This window comes from Streptomyces sp. NBC_00503 (assembly GCF_036346895.1).
Classification (GTDB): domain Bacteria; phylum Actinomycetota; class Actinomycetes; order Streptomycetales; family Streptomycetaceae; genus Streptomyces.
Genome location: NZ_CP107855.1, coordinates 5830087 through 5850962, shown reverse-complemented (window position 1 = coordinate 5850962; position 20876 = coordinate 5830087). Strand labels below are relative to the sequence as shown.

Here is a 20876-nt window from a genome sequence, read left to right as displayed (position 1 = left end):
ATGCGCATGCTGCGCGCGCCACCCTACCGGGAGTGCGGATGACTGTCGGCAAGTAGGATCACCTCTCTGCGGAGGAGACCCCCTTCGCGCCCGGGACTTGAGGGCGCCGGTTGCGACGTCCCGTCTGTTTTCAAGGGATTGATGCTCCGGTGAGCCAGATCGTCGTCAAACGTCCGCCCCGGTCCCTGCCGCCCGAAGTCCCTTCGGACGAACTGCGGCTGGAGCCACCGCCGGAGCTTCCGCGCGGGCAGCAGGAGGGCGTGCTGATGCAGCTCCTCCCGATGCTCGGGATGGGCTCGTCCGCCGTCTTCTTCTTCATGCCGGGTGCGGCTCCCATGATGCGCATCATGGGCGTGCTGATGATGGTGTCGACGGTGGGCATGCTCGTCGCCCAGCTGATGCGCCACCGACGCGGTACGCAGGGGCAAATGGCCGATACGCGTCGGGACTACCTCAAATACCTGGCTCAAACCCGTCGTCAGGTCCGCAGGACCGCGCGGGCGCAGCGCGACGCGCAGCTGTACCTGCACCCGTCGCCCGAGCAGTTGTGGTCGGTGGTGGCCGAGGGTTCGCGCCTGTGGGAGCGGCGGGTCGGCGACGCGGACTTCGGGCAGGTGCGGCTGGGGCTGGGCGCGCAGCGGCTGGCGACTGCGCTGGTGGCTCCGGACACGGCTCCGGTGGACGAGCTGGAGCCGCTGACGGCGGGCGCGATGCAGCGCTTCCTGAAGGTGCACTCCTCGCTGGACGGGCTGCCGGTGGCGGTGTCGCTGCGGGCGTTCTACCACGTGACGGTGTCCGGGGAACCGGAGTCGGCGCGGGGTACCGCGCGGGCGCTGGTGGCGCAGTTGGCGACGCTGCACTCCCCCGAGGACCTGGTGGTGGCGGTGGTGGCCGCGCCGGGCGCGGTGCCGGAGTGGGACTGGGTGAAGTGGCTGCCGCACACCCAGCTGCCGGGTCAGATCGACGGGGCCGGTACGAAGCGGCTGTTCGGCGACGACCTGGTCGAGCTGGAGGGGCTGCTGGGCTCCCGGCTGGAGGGGCGGCCCCGGTTCAGCCGGGAAGCGAACCCGGTGATGGACCAGCCGCACGTGATCCTGGTGCTGGATTCCGGTTCCCGGGGCGGTCTGGTGCCGCCGGACTCGGTGTTCGCGGCGGCCGAGGGGCTGCAGGGCGTGACCGTGGTCGAGGTGGTGGCGGGCGATCTGGACGAGGCGCGCGGCGGCCTGTCGGTCGTGGTGCGGCCGGGACGGCTGCGGCTGGAGTCGGGCGCGGGCGTGGCCTACGAGGGCGTGCCCGACACCCTGTCGCTGCCGGCGGCCGAGGCGCTGGCCCGGCAGCTGGCGCCGCTGCGCACGGGCGGCGGGGACGACGACGAACCGCTGCTGGCCAATCTGGACTTCACGGACCTGCTGAACCTGGGCGACGCGGCCGCCGTGGACGTGGCCCGGACCTGGCGGCCGCGTTCGGCCGGTGAGCGGTTGCGGGTGCCGATCGGGGTGGGCGAGGACGGCTCCCCGGTGATGCTGGACCTGAAGGAGGCCGCGCAGGAGGGCATGGGCCCGCACGGGCTGTGCGTGGGCGCGACCGGTTCGGGCAAGTCGGAGCTGCTGCGCACGCTGGTGCTGGGGCTGGCGGTCACGCACACCTCGGAGACGCTGAACTTCGTACTGGCCGACTTCAAGGGCGGTGCGACCTTCACCGGGATGGGGCAGATGCCGCACGTCGCGGCGGTCATCACCAACCTGGCGGACGACCTGACGCTCGTGGACCGCATGGGCGACTCGATCCGCGGCGAGCTGCAGCGCCGCCAGGAGCTGCTGCGCTCGGCGGGCAACTACGCCAACATCCACGACTACGAGAAGGCCCGTGCGGCCGGCGCCCCGCTGGAGCCGCTGGCCTCGCTGGTGCTGGTGATCGACGAGTTCTCCGAACTGCTGACGGCCAAGCCCGACTTCATCGACATGTTCATCCAGATCGGCCGCATCGGCCGGTCGCTGGGCGTGCACCTGCTGCTGGCCTCGCAGCGTCTGGAGGAGGGCAAGCTGCGCGGCCTGGACACGTACTTGTCGTACCGGATCGGTCTGCGGACCTTCTCGGCGGCGGAGTCGCGGACCGCGATCGGCGTGCCGGACGCCTACCACCTGCCGTCGGTGCCCGGTTCGGGCTACCTGAAGTTCGGTACGGACGAGATGACGCGCTTCAAGGCCGCGTACGTCTCGGGCACCTACCGGGTGGGCGGGCCCGACCTGTCGGTCGGGATGTTCCCGGTGGAGCGGCGGCCGGTGCTGTTCACGGCGGCTCCGGTGCCGGTCGTGTACGCGGCCCCGGACCCGGCGTACCTGACGGCGCGGGCGGAGGAAGCCGCGCGGGGCGGGCAGGACGACGCACTGGCGGACACGGTGCTGGACGTGATCGTGGGACGGCTGGAGGGGCAGGGGGTGCCGGCGCACCAGGTGTGGCTGCCGCCGCTCGACCAGGCTCCGCCGCTGGACCAGTTGCTGCCGGCGCTGGCGCCTTCGGCGGAGCGCGGGCTGCACGCGGAGGGGTACACGAGGCCGGGCGGGCTCGTGGTACCGCTCGGGCTCATCGACAAGCCCTTCGAGCAGCGGCGCGAGGTGCTGTACCGGGACTTCTCGGGTGCGGCGGGCCACATGATGGTGGTGGGCGGCCCGCAGTCGGGCAAGTCCACGCTGATGCGGACGCTGATCACCTCGTTCGCGCTGACGCACACCCCGCGCGAGGTGCAGTTCTACGGGCTGGACTTCGGCGGTGGCGGCCTGTCCTCCCTCTCGGACCTGCCGCACGTGGGCGGGATCGCCTCCCGGCTGGACCCGGAGCGGGTGCGGCGCACGGTCGCGGAGGTCAGCGGCGTGCTGCGGCGGCGCGAGGAGTTCTTCCGCGCGAACAACATCGACTCGATCGGCACCTACCGGCGTCGGCGGGCGGCCGGCGAGCTGCCCGGCGAGCCCTGGGGCGACGTCTTCCTGGTCATCGACGGCTGGGGCGGCTTCCGTAACGAGTACGAGGCCCTGGACCAGATCGTCACGGACATCGCGGCCCGGGGCCTGGGATACGGCATCCACGTCGTGATCACCGTCTCGCGCTACATGGAGGTCCGGGCCGCGCTGAAGGACCAGATGCTCAGCAGGCTGGAGCTGCGCCTCGGTGACGTCATGGACTCGGAGTTCGACCGCAAGGTCGCGGCGAACGTCCCGACGGGCATGCCGGGCCGCGGCCAGGTCGCGGAGAAGCTGCACTTCCTGAGCGCGCTGCCGCGGATCGACGGCTCGCACTCGGCGGAGGACCTCTCGGAGGCCACGGCCGCCTTCGTGGCGGCCGTCAAGCAGAACTGGGCGGGCCAGGCGGCCCCCGGCGTACGGCTGCTGCCGCGGCTGCTCCACGCCGACCAGCTCCCCAAGGGCGGGGAGTACCCGGAGCGCGGGATCGCGATCGGCATCGACGAGACCGAACTGGAGCCGGTGTTCGTCGACTTCGAGACCGATCCGTTCCTGCTGGTGTTCGGCGAGAGCGAGTCGGGCAAGACGAACCTGCTGCGGCTCATCGCCCAGCGGATCTCCGAGCGCTACAGCCCGGACCGGGCCCGGCTCGTGGTCGGCGACTACCGGCGCAGCCTGCTCGGGGCGCTGCCGGAGTCGCACATGCTGGAGTACGCGCCGATGGCGAGCTCCCTGCAGATGCACATGGAGGCGCTGGGCGGGGTGTTCGCCCGGCGCCAGCCCCCGCAGGACGTCACCCCGCAGCAGCTGCGCGACCGGAGCTGGTGGACGGGTCCGGACGTGTTCATCGTCATCGACGACTTCGACCTGGTGGCCACGAGCCAGGGCAACCCGCTGGCGCAGCTGGTGGAGTTCCTGCCGTTCGCACGGGACACGGGCGTCCGCTTCATCATCGCGCGCAGCTCGGCGGGTGCCTCGCGGGCGCTGTACGAGCCGTTCATGCAGCGGATCAAGGAGCTGGGCGCGCAGGGCGTGGTGCTGTCCGGCGATCCCTCCGAGGGCGACCTGGTCGGCAATGCCCGGCCGCGTCCGATGCCGCCGGGCCGGGCCTCGTTCGTCTCGCGCAAGCGCGGGACCTCGCTGATCCAGCTGGGGCGGATGCAGGGGCACTAGTCCAGCGCCGGGTTCCGGGTCGGGTTCCGCAAAGCCTCGCGCGGGCGGTGGGCCTGCACCGATAATCGGCAACGACCGCACCACCGAAGGAGAGGCCGCACATGGGCACTCAGCAGGAGAAGGACGAGCTCTACGCGCTCGACATCAGCGGTGTCGAGTGGGAGGGCCCGCCCGGGACCCATCCGGACGAGGAGCGCGTCGAGATCGCCCGGCTGCCCGAGGGGGCGGTGGCGATGCGGTCCTCGCTGGACCGGGACACCGTGCTGCGCTACACCAAGGCCGAGTGGGAGGCGTTCGTACTCGGCGCCAGGGACGGGGAGTTCGACCTGGACCGGGACCCGCGTCAGGCCCCGTAGGACTCCCGGCCCGGGACCCGGGACCCGGGACCCGGGACCCGGACACGAGGAAGGGGCGCGCCCGATGCGGGCGCGCCCCTTCCTCGTACCACGGACCGCGTGGCGTACCGCCGGGCTCAGTAGGCCTCGGTGAACAGGCGCGAGGCCTTCACGTCGGTGGCGCGGTAGTCGTTCTTGCCGCGCTCGATGAGGTCGGCGACCTGGCGCAGCTGGCCGCGCATGTGGTCGGCCTTGCCGTTGTACTTGCGCTGCAGCTCGATGTACTGGGCGTGCGCCTCGCCGTCCCAGGTGTCGGTGACGACGGTCAGGGCGGCACTCATGTCGTCGAGGTCCTTCTTGATGTTGTCCGAGACGATGCGGATGCGGTCCGCCATCAGCTGGACGCTCTCATACCGGACCTTGGTGTGCCCGTCGTTCGCTGTCATGTTCTTCTCCTTCGCACGGTGCGGGGCAGGTGGCCAGAGGAAACGGGTCAGATTCCGTTGAGGGCGGAGGTGTTGCCACCACCGCTGGCGGCCTTGACCGCCTGGAACGCCGAAACCACGTCGTCGTCCTGCGCGTTGCTCAGGTTCTTGGTCTGCGAGACGGCGTGGTGCAGGACGCCGAGCAGCCGGCGGATCTCGTCGTGGTCCTCGTTGACGACCGACTGCGCGGAGGTGAACCCCGACGCACCCACACCGGTCCAGCCGGCGCTGACGGTGGCGAGGATGTCGGCGAGCTCTCGGGACTGCCGGGTGACGCTCTCGGCCGTCTCCGAAATCTTGTTCATCGCTTGCTTGACCGGGTCATCAGCGAGTCCGAAATTATTGGTCATCCGAAGCTCCTCAATTCTCAATTCACCAGACGGAACCGGTGGATCGCGCGGCGGAGCGGCAGCTCGGAGGCGCGGTTTTCAGCCACGCGCCCCCGGAGTTCCCCCTCCGCTTCACGCCACATCCCCGATCACATTCGTGAAGCCTGCGATCACTTTAGTCAGTTCACCGGCCTTACCCAACACCGCTCTTAGGGATCGGTAGCAGAACCGTGACCGTTCACTGCAAACGGCGCCTTCTGTTCCGGGCATCCCGGACGACGATCGCCGCACCGGCGATCACCGTGATCAGTACGCCGCCGATCCCCAGAGCGTAAGTGCCGATGCGCTCGTCGCGCTCGCGGGCCGTCTCGCTCGTGGGCATCGCCACCGGTTCCGGGGCCACCGCGGGCGGCGGACCCGCGTCCGGTACGGGCGCCTTGGGCGTCTCGTGGTCCTGGCTCAGCGCGCGGACCGGGTCGACCACGCCCCAGCCGACGTAGTCGTCATGGCCGTTGACGGAACGCTCGGCGGTGTTCTGGAGCTGCCAGACCACCTCCTGCGCGGACCACTGCGGGTGCTTGGCGCGCACCAGGGCCGCCACCCCGGCGACGTAGGGCGCGGAGAAACTGGTGCCGTTGTCCACGCACTGGCCGAAGCCGGGGACGGTGGAGACCATGTCCACGCCGGGGGCCGCGATCCCGATGAAGGAGCCGGGCTGGGAGAAGGCGGCCCGCTCGTTGTTGCGGTCCGAGGAGCCGACGGCCAGGACGCCGGGGAAGGCCGCCGGGTAGGTGGGGCGCTTCTGGCCGCTCAGGCCGTCGTTGCCCGCCGAGGCGATGACGACGACGTTCGACTCGATGGCCTTCTTCACCGCCTGGCCGAGGGTGGAGTCCTGGCTGAGCGGTACGTCGGTGTCCTGCGAGATGTTGATGATCTGCGCGCCCTTGTCCACGGCGTGCTTGATGGCATCGGCCAGGGTCCCCGCGTTCCCGGCGCCCTGCCCGTCGTTCTGCCGGACCGGGATGATCGTGGCCTCGGGGGCGATGCCGACGAAGCCGGTACCGGGCTGCGCGCGGCCCGCGATCAGCCCCGCGACCTTGGTGCCGTGCCCGACGGTGTCGATGGTGCCGTCACCCTTGGGATCGAGGAAGTCCCGGCCGGCGCCGATGTCGAGGGCGCCGCTGAGCTGCGGGTTCACCCGGTCGACCCCGGTGTCGATGACGGCGACCCGCACGCTCTTGCCGTCCTTGGTACGGCCCTTGGTGTCCGCCCAGAGCTCGTCGAGCAGCAGCCGCTGGAGCGCCCAGGGGCGGTCCTCGATCTGCCTCTTCATGGGGAAGGTGCACTCACCGGCACCGTCGAGGCCCAGCGGGTACGGGGCCTCGCGCGCGGCCTCGTACGAGGACTGCGGCGGCGCGGCAGCCAGCGCGAGGGCGGCCGCCGCGAGCAGCGCCGCGACGGCGGGCTTCGGTACGGTGCGTGCGGGCTTGCGCGCGGGCTCCGGTGCCCGCTTCGTGGCGCCGCCCATCACGAACCCTGCGGCTGGCGGGCGGCGTTGCTGTCGAGGCGGGGCCCCTTGGAGAGGAACTCCGACCAGGCGATGGGCACGGTCACGGGGACCACGCCCCCGTAGCCGAGCCGGGCCTGGGCCTGGCTGGGCGCGGGGCGGCCGTCGGAGGTGGTCTGCCCGCTCGTGCCGGGGGTCGCGGAGGCGCCGGGCGACGCGCTCGGTCCGCCCGACGCGCTCGCTCCGGGCGAGGGCTGGGCGGCGTCGCTGTCGCCGTTGGCCTGGACCGCGTACCGCAGTCCGGTGTCGGTGACCAGGAAGAGCGCGCCGCCCGCGGTGGTCTGGCGGCCCTGCGCCTGGGTGTAGAGCAGGCCCGTGCCCGGGGTGACGTAGGCGCTCGTACCGCTGGCGGTGATGTCCACGGGGAAGCCGGTGCCCGCCCAGGTGCTCACCGTCTGGTTGCCCTGGCCGTCGACCGAGCGCAGGACGCTGCACACCGTGTCGCGGCCGGTGGCGGCGGCGGGGGTGCCGGGGGCGGGGACCTCGTTGATGCGGTCCGTCTTCTTCTGCGGCCACTTCGCGTCGCCCTTGAAGGGGACGGGATCCGGGTTGATGGACTGGAGGTCCACCTCGTGGGCCTTGCCGTGCATCTCGAGCCCGTCGGTCGCGGGCGAGGAGATCAGCAGCCAGGCGACGAAGTCGGAGACGGGCACCACCTTGCCGGGCACCACCAGGTAGTGCTGCGCACCGGAGCCGGTCACGGCCTTGATCACCATGCCGACCTTGTCGTCGGTGCTGGCCAGGCCCTTGACCCCGGCGGGGGTCCCGGACTTGCCGGCGGGCAGCGCCGGGAAGGACAGGTCGTCGCCGGAGTTGAGGGTGGCCAGCCACTCGTCGGTGACCGGCTGCGGGACGGCGCTGCCCCCGACCAGGGCGTTGGTCATGGTGTTCGCGTCCGCGGTGCCCTCGGGGAACTTGTACTTCGTGCCCGCGGCGTCGACCAGGAAGCGGGCCTTGGCCGGTCCGGTGCTCTGGACGTACAGCGCCTGGGTGTCGGAGAGCCGGCGCCCGTCGTCCGTCAGCTTCGCCTCGCGGTCGGCGAGGACGAAGGTGGCGGTCTGCACGCCCTGGCCGTTGCCGCCCGGCTGCTGGCAGACCGCCCAGCGCTTGGCCTTCGCGGCCTCCTCGGGGGCGGGCAGCCGGTCCGGGGCGTACGGGATGCCGATGATGGGACCGCGCGGCACCTTGCCCGCGTCCAGCACCTTGTCGTCGACCTGGACGACCTTGCCCTTGGCCTTGCCGGGGTCGAGCAGGAGCCGGGCGGAGGCGAGGTTCAGGACGGGGTGCAGCCGGATCTGGTCCTTGCCGTCGACCTTGGTCGACAGGACGATGTACCGGGTCGTCGACTGCTTTCCGACGATCACCTGGGCGCCGGGGGCGTCCCAGCCCTTGGGGGCAGTCGGCTTGAACATGCCCCAGGCCCCGAAGGCCGCGAGCACGACCGCCGCCGTCACCACACCGGGCAGGACGGCACGCAGCGGCCGCGGCGCGCCCTCTTCGGTGCCCGTCGCGGAAGGCTGAAGGAACGCGGCCACCGTGCGTCGCTTCGCAAAGGTGTACGCGTTGAGCTCGTCACGTCGTGATGCCATGGCCGCCTGCTTCTCCCCGCACGGCCCGGTCGGTGGATACGGTCGCCGGGCCTCGATTGTCCGACCGGCCACCTACTATGCCTCTTGACGGAGGGTAGGCAGGGGCCGGGTAGGGTGAGGCAGCCGCTCCACGCCTTCCGGGCCGGGGGAAACAAGGGGTGTTGGGGCGGATTGGGGAGATTCCGGGGTCAAGCGGCCGGCTGTCGCGCAGGACGCCCGGACTCAGGGGTCCGAGCCCTCGAAAGGGGAGGTGCGCGAGTGATGGCCACTGCTGTGAGGCCGCGGGCCGGGGCGCCCGCAACTGCGCGCGCCGGAGTGACGCCGTATCCGATGTCCAGCCCGGGCCGGTTCGGGCCGTTCCGATTGCAACAACTCGTACTCCTCCAAGTCGCCGCGGCCGCGCTGCTGGTGGCCTGGGTGGTGGAACCACTGCTGCTGGTTCCCGCCGGCGTGCTGGCCCTGGTCCTCGTGGTCCTCGCGGTCGTACGCAGGCACCGGCGCTCGCTGCCCGAGTGGATCGGCGGCGCCCTCGCCCTGCGCACCCGCCGCCGCCGGGCCGCCGCAACCGCCGTGCCGGCGGGCACGGAGCCGGGGCTGGCCCCGCTCGTCGAGGCCGATCCGGCCCTGCGCACCCTCACGTTCAGCGAGCGCGAGCGGGATCGCGGCCGGGACCGGCGGCCCGTCGGAATGGTCGGCGACGGCACCTTCCTGACCGCGGTCGTCCAGGTGGACATGGACGCCACCGCGCTGCGGCCCGACCGGGCGGCGCGGCCGCTGCCGCTGGCCCTCGTACGGGACGTGCTCGAAGTGGACGGCATCCGGCTGGAGTCCGCGCAACTGGTGCAGCACACGCAGCCAGCGCCGGCCCCGCACCTGCCGGCCCAGTCGATGGCCACGCGCAACTACGCCCCGCTCCAGTCCATGACGGGAAGTCCGGCGGTGCGGATCACGTGGATCGCGCTCAAGCTGGATCCGGAGCTGTGCCCCGAGGCGGTCACCGCGCGCGGTGGCGGGCTGATCGGCACCCAGCGGTGCCTGGTCCGGGTCGCGGACCAGTTGGCGAGCCGGCTGGCGGGCGCCGGGTTCACGGCGACCGTACTGACCGAGCAGGAGCTGACGGGCGCCCTGGCCACCTCCTCGTGCGCGAACCCGATGGCGATCACCCAGGCGGGACGGTCGGCGGCCACCGGCCGGCGCACCGAGGAGACCTCGCGGACCTGGCGCTGCGACGACCGCCGGCACACCACCTACTGGATCAGCCGCTGGCCCCAACTGGGCGGCTCCGGAGCGGGGCTGCCGCAGTTCGTGGCCCTGCTGACCTCGCTGCCCGCGCTGGCGACGAACTTCAGCCTGACGATGACCCCCGCCGCGCGGCACGAGGTCACGCTGACCGGGCACGTCCGGGTCACCGGGCGCAGTGACGAGGAACTGGTCGCCGCCCGGCGCGGATTGGAACAGACGGCCCGGGGCGTCAAGGCCGGGCTGGTGCGGCTGGACCGGGAACAGGTACCGGGGCTACTGGCCTCGCTGCCGCTGGGAGGAACACGATGAGCGGCTCCAGGGGCTCTACGAGGCGCAGGGCGAGGGGCTCGGCGGAGGGTTCCGCCGAGCGCCCGGCCGAGCGCCCGGCGCGGCCCCCGGCGGAGGTCGCGGCGCGGGTCTCGACCCGGGGCGGCTTCGGCCTGGTGGGCCCGCGCAGGGAGCGGCACGTGGTCGCCGCGGCGGACCTGGACGCACTGGCACTGCCCGTCGGGGACGACGGGGTCGTCATCGGCGTGGACGCCCAGGGCCGGCCGGCGGTGCTGGGCATCAACCGGCCCGCGCCGTACGAGGTCACGCTGGTCGGCGGCCTGTGGACGGCGCAGGTCCTGGCGCTCCGGGCGGCGGCCACCGGCGCGCGGGTGGCCGTGGAGACCGGCCGCGGCCAGGTCTGGTCGGGCCTCGCCCAGGCGGCGGGCGGCGGTCAGCAGTGCGTGACCCTGCACGACGTGGGGCGGGTACCGCCCCAGGGCGCGTCCGCGGGCAGCCCGGTCCTGGTGATCCGCGACTGCGGAATGCGCCCGCCGCGCGGGCGGGTGGCGGCGGGACCCTGGCAGTCCGTACTGACCCTGCTGCCCTACCTGAGCCCGACGGCCCCCCGACTGCTGCGCAACTCCTCCCTGGTGGGCGTCCAGCGGGTCTCCCCCGACGAGGCGGAGCAGATCGGCCGCCTGATGCGGCTGCCCTCCGGGGCGGTGGAATCACTGCCGACGCTGGGCGACGGGGTGACGCTGTGGTGCAACGCGCTGGACCGGCAGTTCGTGATGACGCAGCCGACGGACACGGAGACGGGACTGCTGGGTCCGGCGCGCCGGATCGACTGAGGCGGTCGCCGTCTGCGTTGTTTCTCTGCCACCGCTGCCCTGGCCGGGGCCGGGAGCCGGGCATGCTCGTTGGCTGCTCGGCTTTCCCCGGTGCGGGTCGGCGGGTCGGCGGGTCGGTGGGTCGGCGGAGATTCAGCCTCACGGGGGACGGGGAACCACGGGTGGGCCGTGAGCGGGTGGAACGGCTCGGGGTCCGCGCGGGGCGGCACATGGGGGCGGCGCACTAGGCGGCGAACTGGGCGGCCGTCCCGTACGGCCGCCGGACCGGCAGGATGGAAGCGGCCCGCTCCCCGTGGTTGACCTCGGGGAGCGGACCGACGGGGGCGGATACTGGCTGCGGGGCGCGATTAGGCTGAGCGTCGGCGTGGCGTGGTGGTAGACGCCGGACCAGTGTTCGATAGACCAGGAGGACCAGTGAGCGGCGATCGGCACGAGAGGCACGGCGGGACGTGGGACGTCCCGACGGACGATCAGTCCGACGCGGAGTCCGAGCTGACGGGCGAGTTCACCATCGACTACACGCCGCCGGCCTGGTACACCCAGGGCGCCGCGGCTCCGGCCGCCACGCCGGTCCCGGGCCTGCCCGAGGGCAGCGGCTTCGAACCCCACCGGCCGTCGGCCCCGGTCGCACCTGCGAGCATGCGGATCGCTCCGCCGGCTCCCCGCACGCCGTCGGACCCCGCGACCCAACCTGCCCCGACGGCCACGGAGCCCCAGCCGCCGCACCTGAACACCCCTCAGCCCAGCGCCCCCGGCTACCCGGCTCCGGCCGCGCCGGCTCCGCCGTACGGGGTCCCGGGCACGGGCCAGCCCTCGGCGAACGCGACGCCCTACGCCGGCACGACCCCCGCCGACGCGGGCTCCTACCCGGGCCAGTCCCCGACGGCCCCCGCTCCGTACGCGGGCGCAGCCCCCGCCGACGCGGCAGCGCATGCGGGCCAAGCCCCGGCGAACGCAACGCCCTACCCGGGTGCCACCCCGGCCGATGCCGCCTCATACCTGAGCCAGGCCCCGGCCGGCGCGGCAGGGCACGCGGGCCAAGCCCCGGCGGAGGCAACGCCGTACCCGAGCGCGACCCCCGCCGACGCCGGGCCCTATCCGGGCCAGGCCCCTGCGGAAGCAGTGCCGTACGCGAGCGCGACGCCCGCCGCGGCCGGGTCCTACCCGGGCCAGGCACCCGCCGACGCAGCGCCGCACGCGGGCCAGGCCCCGGCGAACGCCGCGTCGTACCCGGGTGCGACCCCGGCCGCTGCCGCCTCGTACCCGAGCCAGGCTCCGGCCGACGCGGCACCGCACGCGGGCCACGCCCCGTCGGAAGCAACGCCGTACCCGAGCGCGACGCCCACCGATGCCGGGTCCTACCCGAGCCCGGCACCCGCCGACGCGGGCTCGTACCCGAGCCAGGCCTCGGCCGACGTGGCAGCGCATGCGGGCCAAGCCCTGTCGGAAGCAATGCCGCTCCAGCGCCAGGCCCCGGCCGATGCAGCGCCGCACGCGGGCTCGAGCCCCGCCGTCGCCGGGTCCTACCCGGGCCAGGCTGCGGCGGACGCCGCACCTGCGGCTGCCGACTCTTCCCGTCCGGGCGCGCCCCAGGCCGCTGCCGCGCCGGAGGTCCCGGTTCCGGCCGACGCGGCCGCGGCTCCGTATCCGGGCGTGCCTTCGGCCGACGGTGCGGGTCTCGGCGGTTCGGCTCCGGCCGCTGCTCCGTACCCGGACGGCGCTGCCTCCGGGTCCGTCGACCAGGCCTCGGCTCCGGCCGACGCCCCGGCTGCGGGACCGGTCCCGGCCGACGCGGACCCCGCGTACCAGGGCGGGTCCCTTCCCGATGCCACGGCTGCGGCCGGTCCGGCGGCGGGCGCGCTCGAGGCCCCGGCTCCGGAGTACCCGGCCCCGCCGTCCCATCCGGACGGTCCCTCAAGCGATTCCGCGTCGGGGGCCTTCGCCGGGCAGGCTCCGGCCGAGGCCGTATCCGAGGCCCCCGCGTCGCCGTACCCGGGCGCGGCTCCGGCCGACGGTGCGCCCTGGCCCGCGCCGACGCCCACTCCCGCCGCGGCGACGGTCGCTGCGGCCTCGCCGACGGAGAGCCCGCTCGGGGGTTCCGCCCCGGTGCAGGACTCCCCCGCTGCGGCGCTCCCGGAGCCCCAGGAGCCCCAGGAGGCGGTGCCCGGCGCCGGACTCCCGGTGCTGCCGCCGGAGTTCCCGTCCTCCGCCGCTCCGCAGCCCGCCGGGTACGGGTTCCCGCCCGCCCCGCAGCAGCCGTACGCCGCACAGGCCCCGCAGGACGGCTACGGATTCCCGCCCGCGACCCACCAGCAGCCCGCCGGGTACGGGTTCCCCCCGCCCTCGCCGCAGCCGTATGCCGCACAGGCCCCGCAGGACGGCTACGGGTTCCCGCCCGCAGCCCAGCAGCAGCCCGTGCAGCCGCAGTCGTACGCCCCCCAGCCGCCCCAGGTGGCCCAGGCGGCCCAGACACCCCAGGCACCCGGTCCGGCTCACCCGTACCAGCCGCAGCCGCCGGAGGCAGTGGCCCCGTACTCCGACCCCCGCAACGGCGCCCAGTGGCCGCACGGGCCGCAGGGTCCGGGCCCGCAGGGTCCCCAGGCCGGGCACGACCCCCGCTACGCCGCCGCCCAGCCCTCGGGCGGTGCCCCGCTCGGTTACACGGCCGCCGTGGAGCTGTCCTCCGACCGCCTGCTCCGCGGCAAGCAGAAGGCGAAGAGCGGCAACCCTGGTGGCGGCGGCCTGTTCCGCTTCGGCGGCAAGGCGGCCGAGGCGGAGCGGCAGCGCAAGCTGGAGCTGATCCGGACCCCGGTCATGTCCTGCTACCGCATCGCCGTCATCAGCCTCAAGGGCGGCGTCGGCAAGACCACGACCACCACCGCCCTCGGCGCCACGCTCGCCACCGAGCGCCAGGACAAGATCCTGGCCATCGACGCGAATCCCGACGCCGGAACCCTCGGCCGCCGGGTGCGCCGCGAGACCGGGGCCACGATCCGGGACCTGGTCCAGGCGATCCCGTACCTCAACTCGTACATGGACATCCGGCGGTACACCTCCCAGGCCCCTTCGGGTCTGGAGATCATCGCCAACGACGTCGACCCGGCCGTTTCGACGGCCTTCAACGACGAGGACTACCGCCGCGTCATAGAGACGCTGGGCCGCCAGTACCCGATCATCCTCACCGACTCGGGCACCGGCCTCCTCTACTCCGCGATGCGCGGCGTCCTGGACCTGGCCGATCAGCTGATCATCATCTCGACCCCGTCCGTGGACGGCGCGAGCAGCGCCAGCACCACCCTGGACTGGCTCTCCGCGCACGGGTACGCCGATCTCGTCTCGCGCTCCCTCACGGTGATCTCGGGGGTCCGCGAGACCGCGAAGATGATCAAGGTCGAGGACATCGTCCGGCACTTCGAGACCCGCTGCCGCGGCGTCGTGGTGGTCCCCTTCGACGACCACCTCGCGGCCGGCGCCGAGGTCGACCTCGACCTCCTGCGGCCCAAGACGCGCGAGGCGTACTTCAACCTCGCCGCCCTGGTCGGCAAGGACTTCGTCCGCGCGCAGCAGCAGACGGAGCACAACCACTGGGCCCAGCCGACGGGACAGTTCCAGCCGGACCAGCCCCAGCAGCCCCAGCAGCCCCAGCAGCCCCAGCAGCCCCAGGCCAGCGGTCCCTACGCCCAACCCCCGCAGCAGCCGCAGCCGTACGCCCAGCAGCAGCCCTACCCGACCCCCGGCCAGCCCTGGCCCCAGCAGGCCCCGCAGCATCCCGCCCAGCCCGGCCAGCCGCAGCAGCCCGGTCAGCCGCCGCGCGACCCCCGCCTCGGCTGACGCGGACCGCGGCAGCACGAAGGGCCCGTACCCTCCCCGGATGATCCGGGGGAGGTACGGGCCCTCGCGCGTTGTCTGCGTCCCGCCGTCAGCGTTCGGCGTCGTACGACTCCGTGAGCACCCGGGAGCGCTTCACGTCGTCCGCGATCGCGTCCAGCAGCCCGTCCAGCGAGTCGAACTTCGCCATCCCCCGCACGTAGGCGAGGAAGTCGACGGTCACGTGCAGGCCGTACAGGTCCAGGCCGACCCGGTCGATCGCGTACGCCTCCACGGTCCGCTCGGTGGCGTCGAACTGCAGGTTCGTGCCCACCGAGATGGCCGCCGGCATCCGCTCGCCGTCTGCCGTCAGCCAGCCCGCGTAGACCCCGTCCGCCGGGATCGCGGTGTGCGGCTGGGTCTCGACGTTCGCCGTCGGGTAGCCGAGCTCGCGACCGCGCTGTGCTCCTCGCACCACCACGCCCTCGACCCGGTGCGGGCGGCCCAGGATCTCGGCCGCGCCGTCCATGTCGCCCTGGGCCACGAGCTTGCGGGCGAGCGTGGAGGAGAACGGCACTCCACCGCCCGCCTCGCCGCGCTCCACCAGGTCGACCACCTCGACCTCGTAGTCATAGGTGGCGCCCAGCTCGCGCAGGAACTCGACGTTGCCCGCGGCCTTGTGGCCGAAGCGGAAGTTGGGGCCCTCGATGACGGCGCGCGCGTTCAGCTTGTCGACGAGCACCTTCACGATGAAGTCGGCCGGTGACAGCTGCGAGAACTCCGCCGTGAAGGGCAGGATCAGCAGCGCGTCCACGCCCAGCCCGGCCATCAGTTCGGCACGCCGGTCGTAGGGGGCCAGGATCGGCGGGTGGCTGCCGGGGCGGACGACCTCGCTCGGGTGCGGGCTGAAGGTCACCACGACGGAGGGAACGCCCAGCGCGCGCGCCCTGGCCACGGCCCGTCCGATGATCAGCTGATGACCCCGGTGCACGCCGTCGTAGGAGCCGATGGTGACGACGCTGCGTCCCCAGTCCTGGGGGATGTCCTCCAAGCCACGCCAGCGCTGCACTGTGACCGCTCCTCGCCCGAACCGTGTAGGCCCTGTCCTGGTTGCCGATTGCAGGTCTAAGACTGCCATGCCGGTGGCCGGGGCCCATCATCGGCGTCGGCCTGCCGCGAGGTGCTCTGCGACGCGGTGTGACCGAGCGTCTCCACCGTCCGGCGCGCGCCCGGACCGAGCAGCGCCGCCGCCTCGGCCGGAGCCTCGGCCAGCCAGCGGGCGGCCAGCGCGCCGAAGGCCGGTTCGGCCCGGGCCAGCTCCACCGTGCGCAGCTCGAACACGGCCGGTCCGCCGGGCGCGGACAGCAGCCGCCGTCCGGTGCGGCGCAGCAGTTCCCGCGTACGGCCCTGCGGGCGTACGGCGGCCCCCGCCGCCAGCGCGCCCAGGAACGCGTCGAGCACCGCCGGATCGCCCTCCTCGCGGAGCAGTACGTCGGCCAGCTCGCCCCGGAGCGTGTACGAGGCCTCCGTGCCCGGCGCGGCCAGTACGGCGGCCAGCGCGGCCCGCACCCCGGGCGGGCCGGTGCGCAGCAGCTCCAGTACGAGCGGGCGGAGCACGGGGGCGGCGGCCGGGCCCTGTTCGAGCCGCCGGTCCACGAACTCGGCGGCGTGCGCGGCGTCCTGCGGGTGCCGGGCCAGGTGCTCCCGTACGAGGTCACCCGCGCGGCGCGCCAGACCCGGCGTCGTCAGCGCGGCCAGCGCGCGCACCACCTCCCCGTCGGCCCGGTCCCGCAGGGCCGCGAACACTGCGTCCGGGTCGGGCAGCACGGGCAGCGCGGCGACCAGCGAGGCGGCGGGCAGCCGCGTACGGCGCTCGGGGTCGCGGAAACAGGCGAGGGCGTCGGGCAGGTGGCGGGCCCGCGCCCCGGGGTCGCGGAGCAGGATCCCGAGGGCGCTGCCGTGCAGGGTGGCGTCGTCGGGGCGGGCGAGCAGCGCCTCGGCGGAGTAGCGCAGCAGCTCGCGGTCGGCGGGGGTGCGCACGTGCGGGGCGGTGAGCAGCCCGTAGGCGGCGGCCGCGACCCGGCGGCCGGGTCGGGCGTCGTGGGCCCAGCGGTCCACGGCCCGGCAGAGCGCGGAGGGCTCGTCCTCGGCGAGCACGGCGAGCAGTTCGTCGGCGCGGGGGTGCGCGGCGACGACCAGCGCCTCGGCGAGGTCGTCGACGGCGAGCTGCCGGTGGGTGTGCAGGAGCGCCTGCGCGGCGGTGGCGACGGTGGCTCCGGGCCGCCCGTGCAGCCGGCGCTCGTCGGCGAACCAGCCGCAGAGCAGCGGCTGCACGAGCCGTGGCGCCCGGACGAGCCGCCGGGCGACGGCATCGAGGTACCGGTGATCGCGGGCCGTCAGCCGCCGCAACAGCTCGAACCGGTCCGCTTCGGCCAGCTGGAGCCGGTTCCAGAACCATCCGCCGAAGTCCTCCCGGGGCGGGTCGGCGGCCTGCTCCTGCTCCCGCGGCCCGGTCACGTGTTCCGCGAGGGCGTGCAGGAGCGGGAGGTGTCCGGTGGCGTCAGGGGCGTGGAGCAGGATCTCGCGCACCAGTCGGCCCGCCCACCACCGGATCTCGGGGTCGGTGGCGCCTTCGAGTACGGCCACGAGCCGCGCGAGCGCCACCCCGGCCTCGTCCTCCGGGAGCCGGAGCAGTGCTTCGAGCACGGGTCCGATGCGGTGGCGGGGGACGCCCCGGCCCAGGGTGTCGAGGGTTTCCAGGGCGGCGGGGAGGTCCAGGTGACCGGATTGCAGCCAGTCGGAGAGTTCCTCGTGCGCGAAGCGGTAGCCCTCGCCGGCGGGCACCAGCAGCCCCTCGGTGAGCACGGCGGAGGCCCAGCCGGTGCGCCACGGGAACAGTTCTTCGAAGCCGGCCCGGTCGAGCTGCCCCTGTCCCGGGCCCAGGCACCGCCGCGCGGCCTCGTGCACCCGCCCTGCTACGCGCGCGGCCAGCCTCCCCACCCCGGGCCCGTACACCCCGGTGTCCTCCCCCGCCGCGGGGAGGGCGGCGCAGACGCGGACGGCGATCCGCAGGCACAGCAGGTCCAGGTGGGCCGCGAAGACCTCCTGGCGGGCCGGGCGTCCGGTGGTGACCCCGGCGGCGCGGACGTCCGCGAGCAGGCGCAGCGTGAGCGGGTGGCGGGCGTCGGCTCCGTCGACCGCGTCGGCCGGGATGCCCAGGCGGGTCCGGGCCAGTGCGGCCTCGTCGGGGGTGAGATCGCCGATCGGGAGCGCGGGCGGCAGCCGCCGGGCCGGCCGGGCCGGGAGGTGCAGCATCTGCGGCGGGTACAGCGCCCCGGCCGACTCCCAGTGCTCGGGCCGCGCGGCGAGGACCAGCCGGACCCCGGCCGCCCGGAGCCAGCCGGCGGTGGCCCCGGTCCAGGGCCCGAGGCCGTGCGCGAGCCGGGGCGGCATCTCCTCGGGCGAATCCAGCACGACGAGCAGCTCCCGCCCGGCGAGGGCCGCCACCGCGGCGACGGCGGAAGCCTCCGCCGCACCTGCCGAAGCCGCCGGAGCAGCCGACTCCGCGGTGGCCGTGGCCGCCTCCGCCCCTTCCCCCGGCGAAGCGGCCGAAGCGGTCGAAGCCGGCGCAGCCGGAGCCGCCGGAGCCGCCGCCCCGGAGGGGCTCGGTACCGACAGGATGCGGCCCGCCTCCGCCAGTGCCCGGGCCACCGCGTCGGCCAGTGAGGTGTCCCCGGTGCGCAGGTCGGCGCCGCGGAGCCAGAGGGTGGGGGCCGGGTGGGGGCCGCGGGTGCGGCGCAGGGCCAGGTCGGACAGGGCCGTGGTGCGGCCGGTGCCGGGGCGGCCGACCAGGGCCAGCACCGGGCGGTCCCCGGTGGCGAAGGCGTCCAGTTCGGCGGCGGTGTCCGGGCGGTCCACCAGCTCCGGGCCGCGCGCCGCGAAGGCCGCGCCGAGGGTGGTTCCGGTGAGCTGGAGGACTCCGGCGAGGTTGAGGTCGGCGCCGTGGCCCGGCACGGTGGCGGCGTTGCGCCGCAGCAGGGCGGCGAGCGGCCCGCCGGGATCCGCGGCCGCGGCCGCCGCGAGCGGCACCGCGAATCCGCCGGAGCGGTGCTCCGTTCGCAGAGCGGTGGCCAGGACCGCGAGCACCGCTCCGGTTCCGGCATCGAGCACGGGGCCGCCGCAGGCCTCCCCGCCGGGCCTCAGCGCGTCCTGGCCGTCGGTCCCGATGGCCAGCTCCAGGGCCGCCGGCAGCGCGTGGCAGCCGGTCGCCGTCGCATACCTGGCCTCGGCGCCGCCCAGCACCCGCGCCTGCCGCCATCCCCGCGCGCGGAGGCGTACGTAGGTTCCGGGAGCGATCGCGGCGCGCAGCGCCATCGGCAGGGGCCGTACCCCGAGCCCGTCACTGCGTACGAGCGCCAGCCCGAGCTCCGGCAGGAGCGTGACGTCCGAAGCTCCCGCCAGCCAGGTCCGCTCCTCCGCGCCGGGACCCGTACCCGTACTCGTACCGGTTCCGCTGAGGAGCAGCCGGGAGAGGCCGTCCACGGCCGCGTGGCTGGTCACCACCGTCCCGCAGTCGTCGGCGACGAAGCCGGTGCCCCGTGGCCGACCGGCGAGATCGCAGATCCTGATCAGCTCCGCCGTCACCGCACCACTCCCCGTCGCGCGCGCCCCGTAGGGACGACGGTATGCAGGTGAAGATCAGCGGGAAAAGCACGTGAGGCGAAAGCGCCCCCTTACGCTCCCTCCATTCACTCCGAGCGCCTGCTCGGACGGGTGAATAAAAGGGTCCGGGTGGATAGAGACCTACCCGAGGGGGGTCGTGGAGCGGTGAGCAGCAGTCCATGTGCGCTCACCGCTCCACGTCAACATCGGCAACGGATGCGACTACGGCCTCAGACGAAGACCGCCAGCGACTTCGCCTTGCCGCCCTTGCTCTCCACGAGTCCGAGCAGCTCGCCGCCCGGCCCGTAGACCGCGATCGCCTTGCCGGACTCGTACTCCTCCGGCATGTCCAGGCGCACGCCGTTGGCGAGCAGCGACGCCCGTCGGGCGTCCAGGTCCCAGCGCGGGAACGCCGCGGCGGCCGCGTCGCCGATCGGCATGACGGTCAGCTCCTCCTGGAGCTGGTCCAGCGTGCGCGCCCGGTCGATCTTGTACGGGCCCACCCGCGTGCGCCGCAGCGCCGTGAGGTGCCCGCCGACGCCGAGGTCGGCGCCGAGGTCACGGGCGAGCGCGCGGATGTACGTACCGCTGGAGCAGACGACGGAGACGATCAGGTCGACGACCTTGGTGCCGTCCTCGGCCTCGGCCTCGCGCATGTCGTACACCTGGAACGAGGAGACGGTCACCGGACGGGCCGGGATCTCGAAGTCCTCTCCGTCGCGTGCGCGCTTGTAGGAGCGCACGCCCTTGATCTTGATGGCGCTGACCTTGGACGGGACCTGCATGATCTCGCCGGACAGCTTGGCGATGCCCGCGTCCACGGCCTCCCGGGTGACCCCGGTGGCGTCGGCCGAGGAGAGGATCTCGCCTTCGGCGTCGTCCGTCAGGGTGTTCTGGCCCAGCCGGATGGTGCCGAGGTACTCCTTCTCCGTGAGCGCGAGGTGGCCCAGGAGCTTGGTGGCCTTCTCGACGCCCAGGACGAGCACGCCCGTGGCCATCGGATCCAGCGTGCCGGCGTGGCCCACGCGGCGGGTCTTGGCGATCCCGCGCATCTTGGCGACCACGTCGTGCGAAGTGAAGCCGGACGGCTTGTCGACGATGACCAAGCCGTCCGGAGTCTTCCCTGCGTTGGTGCTCATTCGGCGACTGCGTCCCCGTCTTCTTCGTCCTCTTCGGGCTTCTTGTACGGGTCGGCGTCGCCGGCGTACTTCGCTCCGGAGGACACCTCGCGCACCTGGGCGTCGGAGGTACGCGCCTTCTCGAGGAGTTCCTCGATGCTCTTGGCGGTCTCCGGGAGTGCGTCCGCCACGAAGGTCAGGGTCGGCGTGAACTTGGTCTGTGCCGCCCGGCCGACCGCGGAGCGCAGAACGCCCTTGGCGCTCTCCAGGCCCGCTGCCGCACTGATCCGCGCCTCGTCGTCCCCGTAGACCGTGTAGAAGACCGTGGCCTCCCGCAGATCGCCGGTGACCCGGGTGTCCGTGATGGTCACGTGCGTACCGAGGCGGGGGTCCTTGACACCGCGCTGCAGCTTCTCGGCCACCACCTCCCGGATGAGGTCCGCCAGCTTCTTCGCCCGCGCATTGTCGGCCACTGGTCCGTCTCCTTCTTA

General features: G+C 73.9%; 13 protein-coding genes. 5 read left to right on the top strand and 8 right to left on the bottom strand.

What is annotated here, in order from left to right; translation table 11 throughout:
- Positions 1 to 149: 149 nt before the first annotated feature.
- Entirely contained in the window at positions 150 to 4130 is a 3981-nt protein-coding gene (gene eccCa, locus OG490_RS27140; protein ID WP_330298881.1) for a type VII secretion protein EccCa, read from the top strand.
- Positions 4131 to 4231: 101 nt separating this feature from the next.
- Entirely contained in the window at positions 4232 to 4486 is a 255-nt protein-coding gene (locus OG490_RS27135; protein WP_330298880.1) for a DUF397 domain-containing protein, read from the top strand.
- A 116-nt stretch (positions 4487 to 4602) separates the two neighbouring features.
- Here OG490_RS27135 and OG490_RS27130 read toward each other — a convergent pair whose 3' ends face one another.
- The 4 genes from OG490_RS27130 to eccB form a co-directional block, all read right to left on the bottom strand.
- Positions 4603 to 4911 (bottom strand): WXG100 family type VII secretion target, encoded by a 309-nt coding sequence (locus OG490_RS27130; RefSeq protein ID WP_330298879.1) that lies wholly within the window; start codon positions 4909 to 4911, stop codon positions 4603 to 4605.
- 47 nt (positions 4912 to 4958) lie between these two features.
- A complete protein-coding gene (locus OG490_RS27125; protein ID WP_330298878.1) occupies positions 4959 to 5300 on the bottom strand; it encodes a hypothetical protein in 342 nt (113 codons plus the stop codon).
- A 217-nt stretch (positions 5301 to 5517) separates the two neighbouring features.
- Positions 5518 to 6807 carry a type VII secretion-associated serine protease mycosin gene (mycP, locus tag OG490_RS27120; RefSeq protein WP_330298877.1) on the bottom strand — a complete coding sequence of 430 codons (1290 nt, stop codon included), beginning with the start codon at positions 6805 to 6807 and terminating at the stop codon, positions 5518 to 5520.
- Complete coding sequence (eccB, locus tag OG490_RS27115) at positions 6807 to 8435, bottom strand: type VII secretion protein EccB (protein ID WP_330298876.1); 1629 nt, start codon at positions 8433 to 8435, stop codon at positions 6807 to 6809. Before eccB ends, mycP begins: the two co-directional genes overlap by 1 nt.
- A gap of 261 nt (positions 8436 to 8696) precedes the next feature.
- Between eccB and eccE the strand changes: the two genes are divergently transcribed.
- The 3 genes from eccE to OG490_RS27100 all read left to right on the top strand — a co-directional run bounded on the left by eccE (position 8697) and on the right by OG490_RS27100 (position 14629).
- Positions 8697 to 9986 carry a type VII secretion protein EccE gene (gene eccE / locus OG490_RS27110; protein ID WP_330298875.1) on the top strand — a complete coding sequence of 430 codons (1290 nt, stop codon included), beginning with the start codon at positions 8697 to 8699 and terminating at the stop codon, positions 9984 to 9986.
- Complete coding sequence (locus OG490_RS27105; RefSeq protein ID WP_330298874.1) at positions 9983 to 10798, top strand: hypothetical protein; 816 nt, start codon at positions 9983 to 9985, stop codon at positions 10796 to 10798. Before eccE ends, OG490_RS27105 begins: the two co-directional genes overlap by 4 nt.
- A gap of 414 nt (positions 10799 to 11212) precedes the next feature.
- Entirely contained in the window at positions 11213 to 14629 is a 3417-nt protein-coding gene (locus tag OG490_RS27100; RefSeq protein ID WP_330298873.1) for an SCO5717 family growth-regulating ATPase, read from the top strand.
- Positions 14630 to 14717: 88 nt separating this feature from the next.
- On the opposite strand, the gene OG490_RS27095 is transcribed toward OG490_RS27100, so the two are convergent.
- The 4 genes from OG490_RS27095 to rbfA all read right to left on the bottom strand — a co-directional run bounded on the left by OG490_RS27095 (position 14718) and on the right by rbfA (position 20858).
- On the bottom strand, positions 14718 to 15674 hold the full coding sequence (locus OG490_RS27095; protein WP_330298872.1) for a bifunctional riboflavin kinase/FAD synthetase: 957 nt from the start codon (positions 15672 to 15674) through the stop codon (positions 14718 to 14720).
- A 56-nt stretch (positions 15675 to 15730) separates the two neighbouring features.
- On the bottom strand, positions 15731 to 19249 hold the full coding sequence (locus OG490_RS27090) for a serine protease (RefSeq protein WP_330298871.1): 3519 nt from the start codon (positions 19247 to 19249) through the stop codon (positions 15731 to 15733).
- Between the two features lie 248 nt (positions 19250 to 19497).
- Positions 19498 to 20406 (bottom strand): tRNA pseudouridine(55) synthase TruB, encoded by a 909-nt coding sequence (gene truB / locus OG490_RS27085; protein ID WP_330298870.1) that lies wholly within the window; start codon positions 20404 to 20406, stop codon positions 19498 to 19500.
- Complete coding sequence (rbfA, locus tag OG490_RS27080) at positions 20403 to 20858, bottom strand: 30S ribosome-binding factor RbfA (RefSeq protein ID WP_330298869.1); 456 nt, start codon at positions 20856 to 20858, stop codon at positions 20403 to 20405. Before rbfA ends, truB begins: the two co-directional genes overlap by 4 nt.
- Positions 20859 to 20876 lie beyond the last annotated feature (18 nt).

What these genes read in the sequence shown, in the direction of transcription:
- OG490_RS27105 (WP_330298874.1), top strand. Translation starts at nt 9,983, where the DNA reads ATGAGCGGCTCCAGGGGCTCTACGAGGCGCAGGGCGAGGGGCTCGGCG.
- OG490_RS27135 (WP_330298880.1), top strand. Translation starts at nt 4,232, where the DNA reads ATGGGCACTCAGCAGGAGAAGGACGAGCTCTACGCGCTCGACATCAGC.
- truB (WP_330298870.1), bottom strand. Translation starts at nt 20,406, where the DNA reads ATGAGCACCAACGCAGGGAAGACTCCGGACGGCTTGGTCATCGTCGAC.
- OG490_RS27125 (WP_330298878.1), bottom strand. Translation starts at nt 5,300, where the DNA reads ATGACCAATAATTTCGGACTCGCTGATGACCCGGTCAAGCAAGCGATG.
- eccE (WP_330298875.1), top strand. Translation starts at nt 8,697, where the DNA reads ATGGCCACTGCTGTGAGGCCGCGGGCCGGGGCGCCCGCAACTGCGCGC.
- mycP (WP_330298877.1), bottom strand. Translation starts at nt 6,807, where the DNA reads ATGGGCGGCGCCACGAAGCGGGCACCGGAGCCCGCGCGCAAGCCCGCA.
- OG490_RS27130 (WP_330298879.1), bottom strand. Translation starts at nt 4,911, where the DNA reads ATGACAGCGAACGACGGGCACACCAAGGTCCGGTATGAGAGCGTCCAG.
- eccB (WP_330298876.1), bottom strand. Translation starts at nt 8,435, where the DNA reads ATGGCATCACGACGTGACGAGCTCAACGCGTACACCTTTGCGAAGCGA.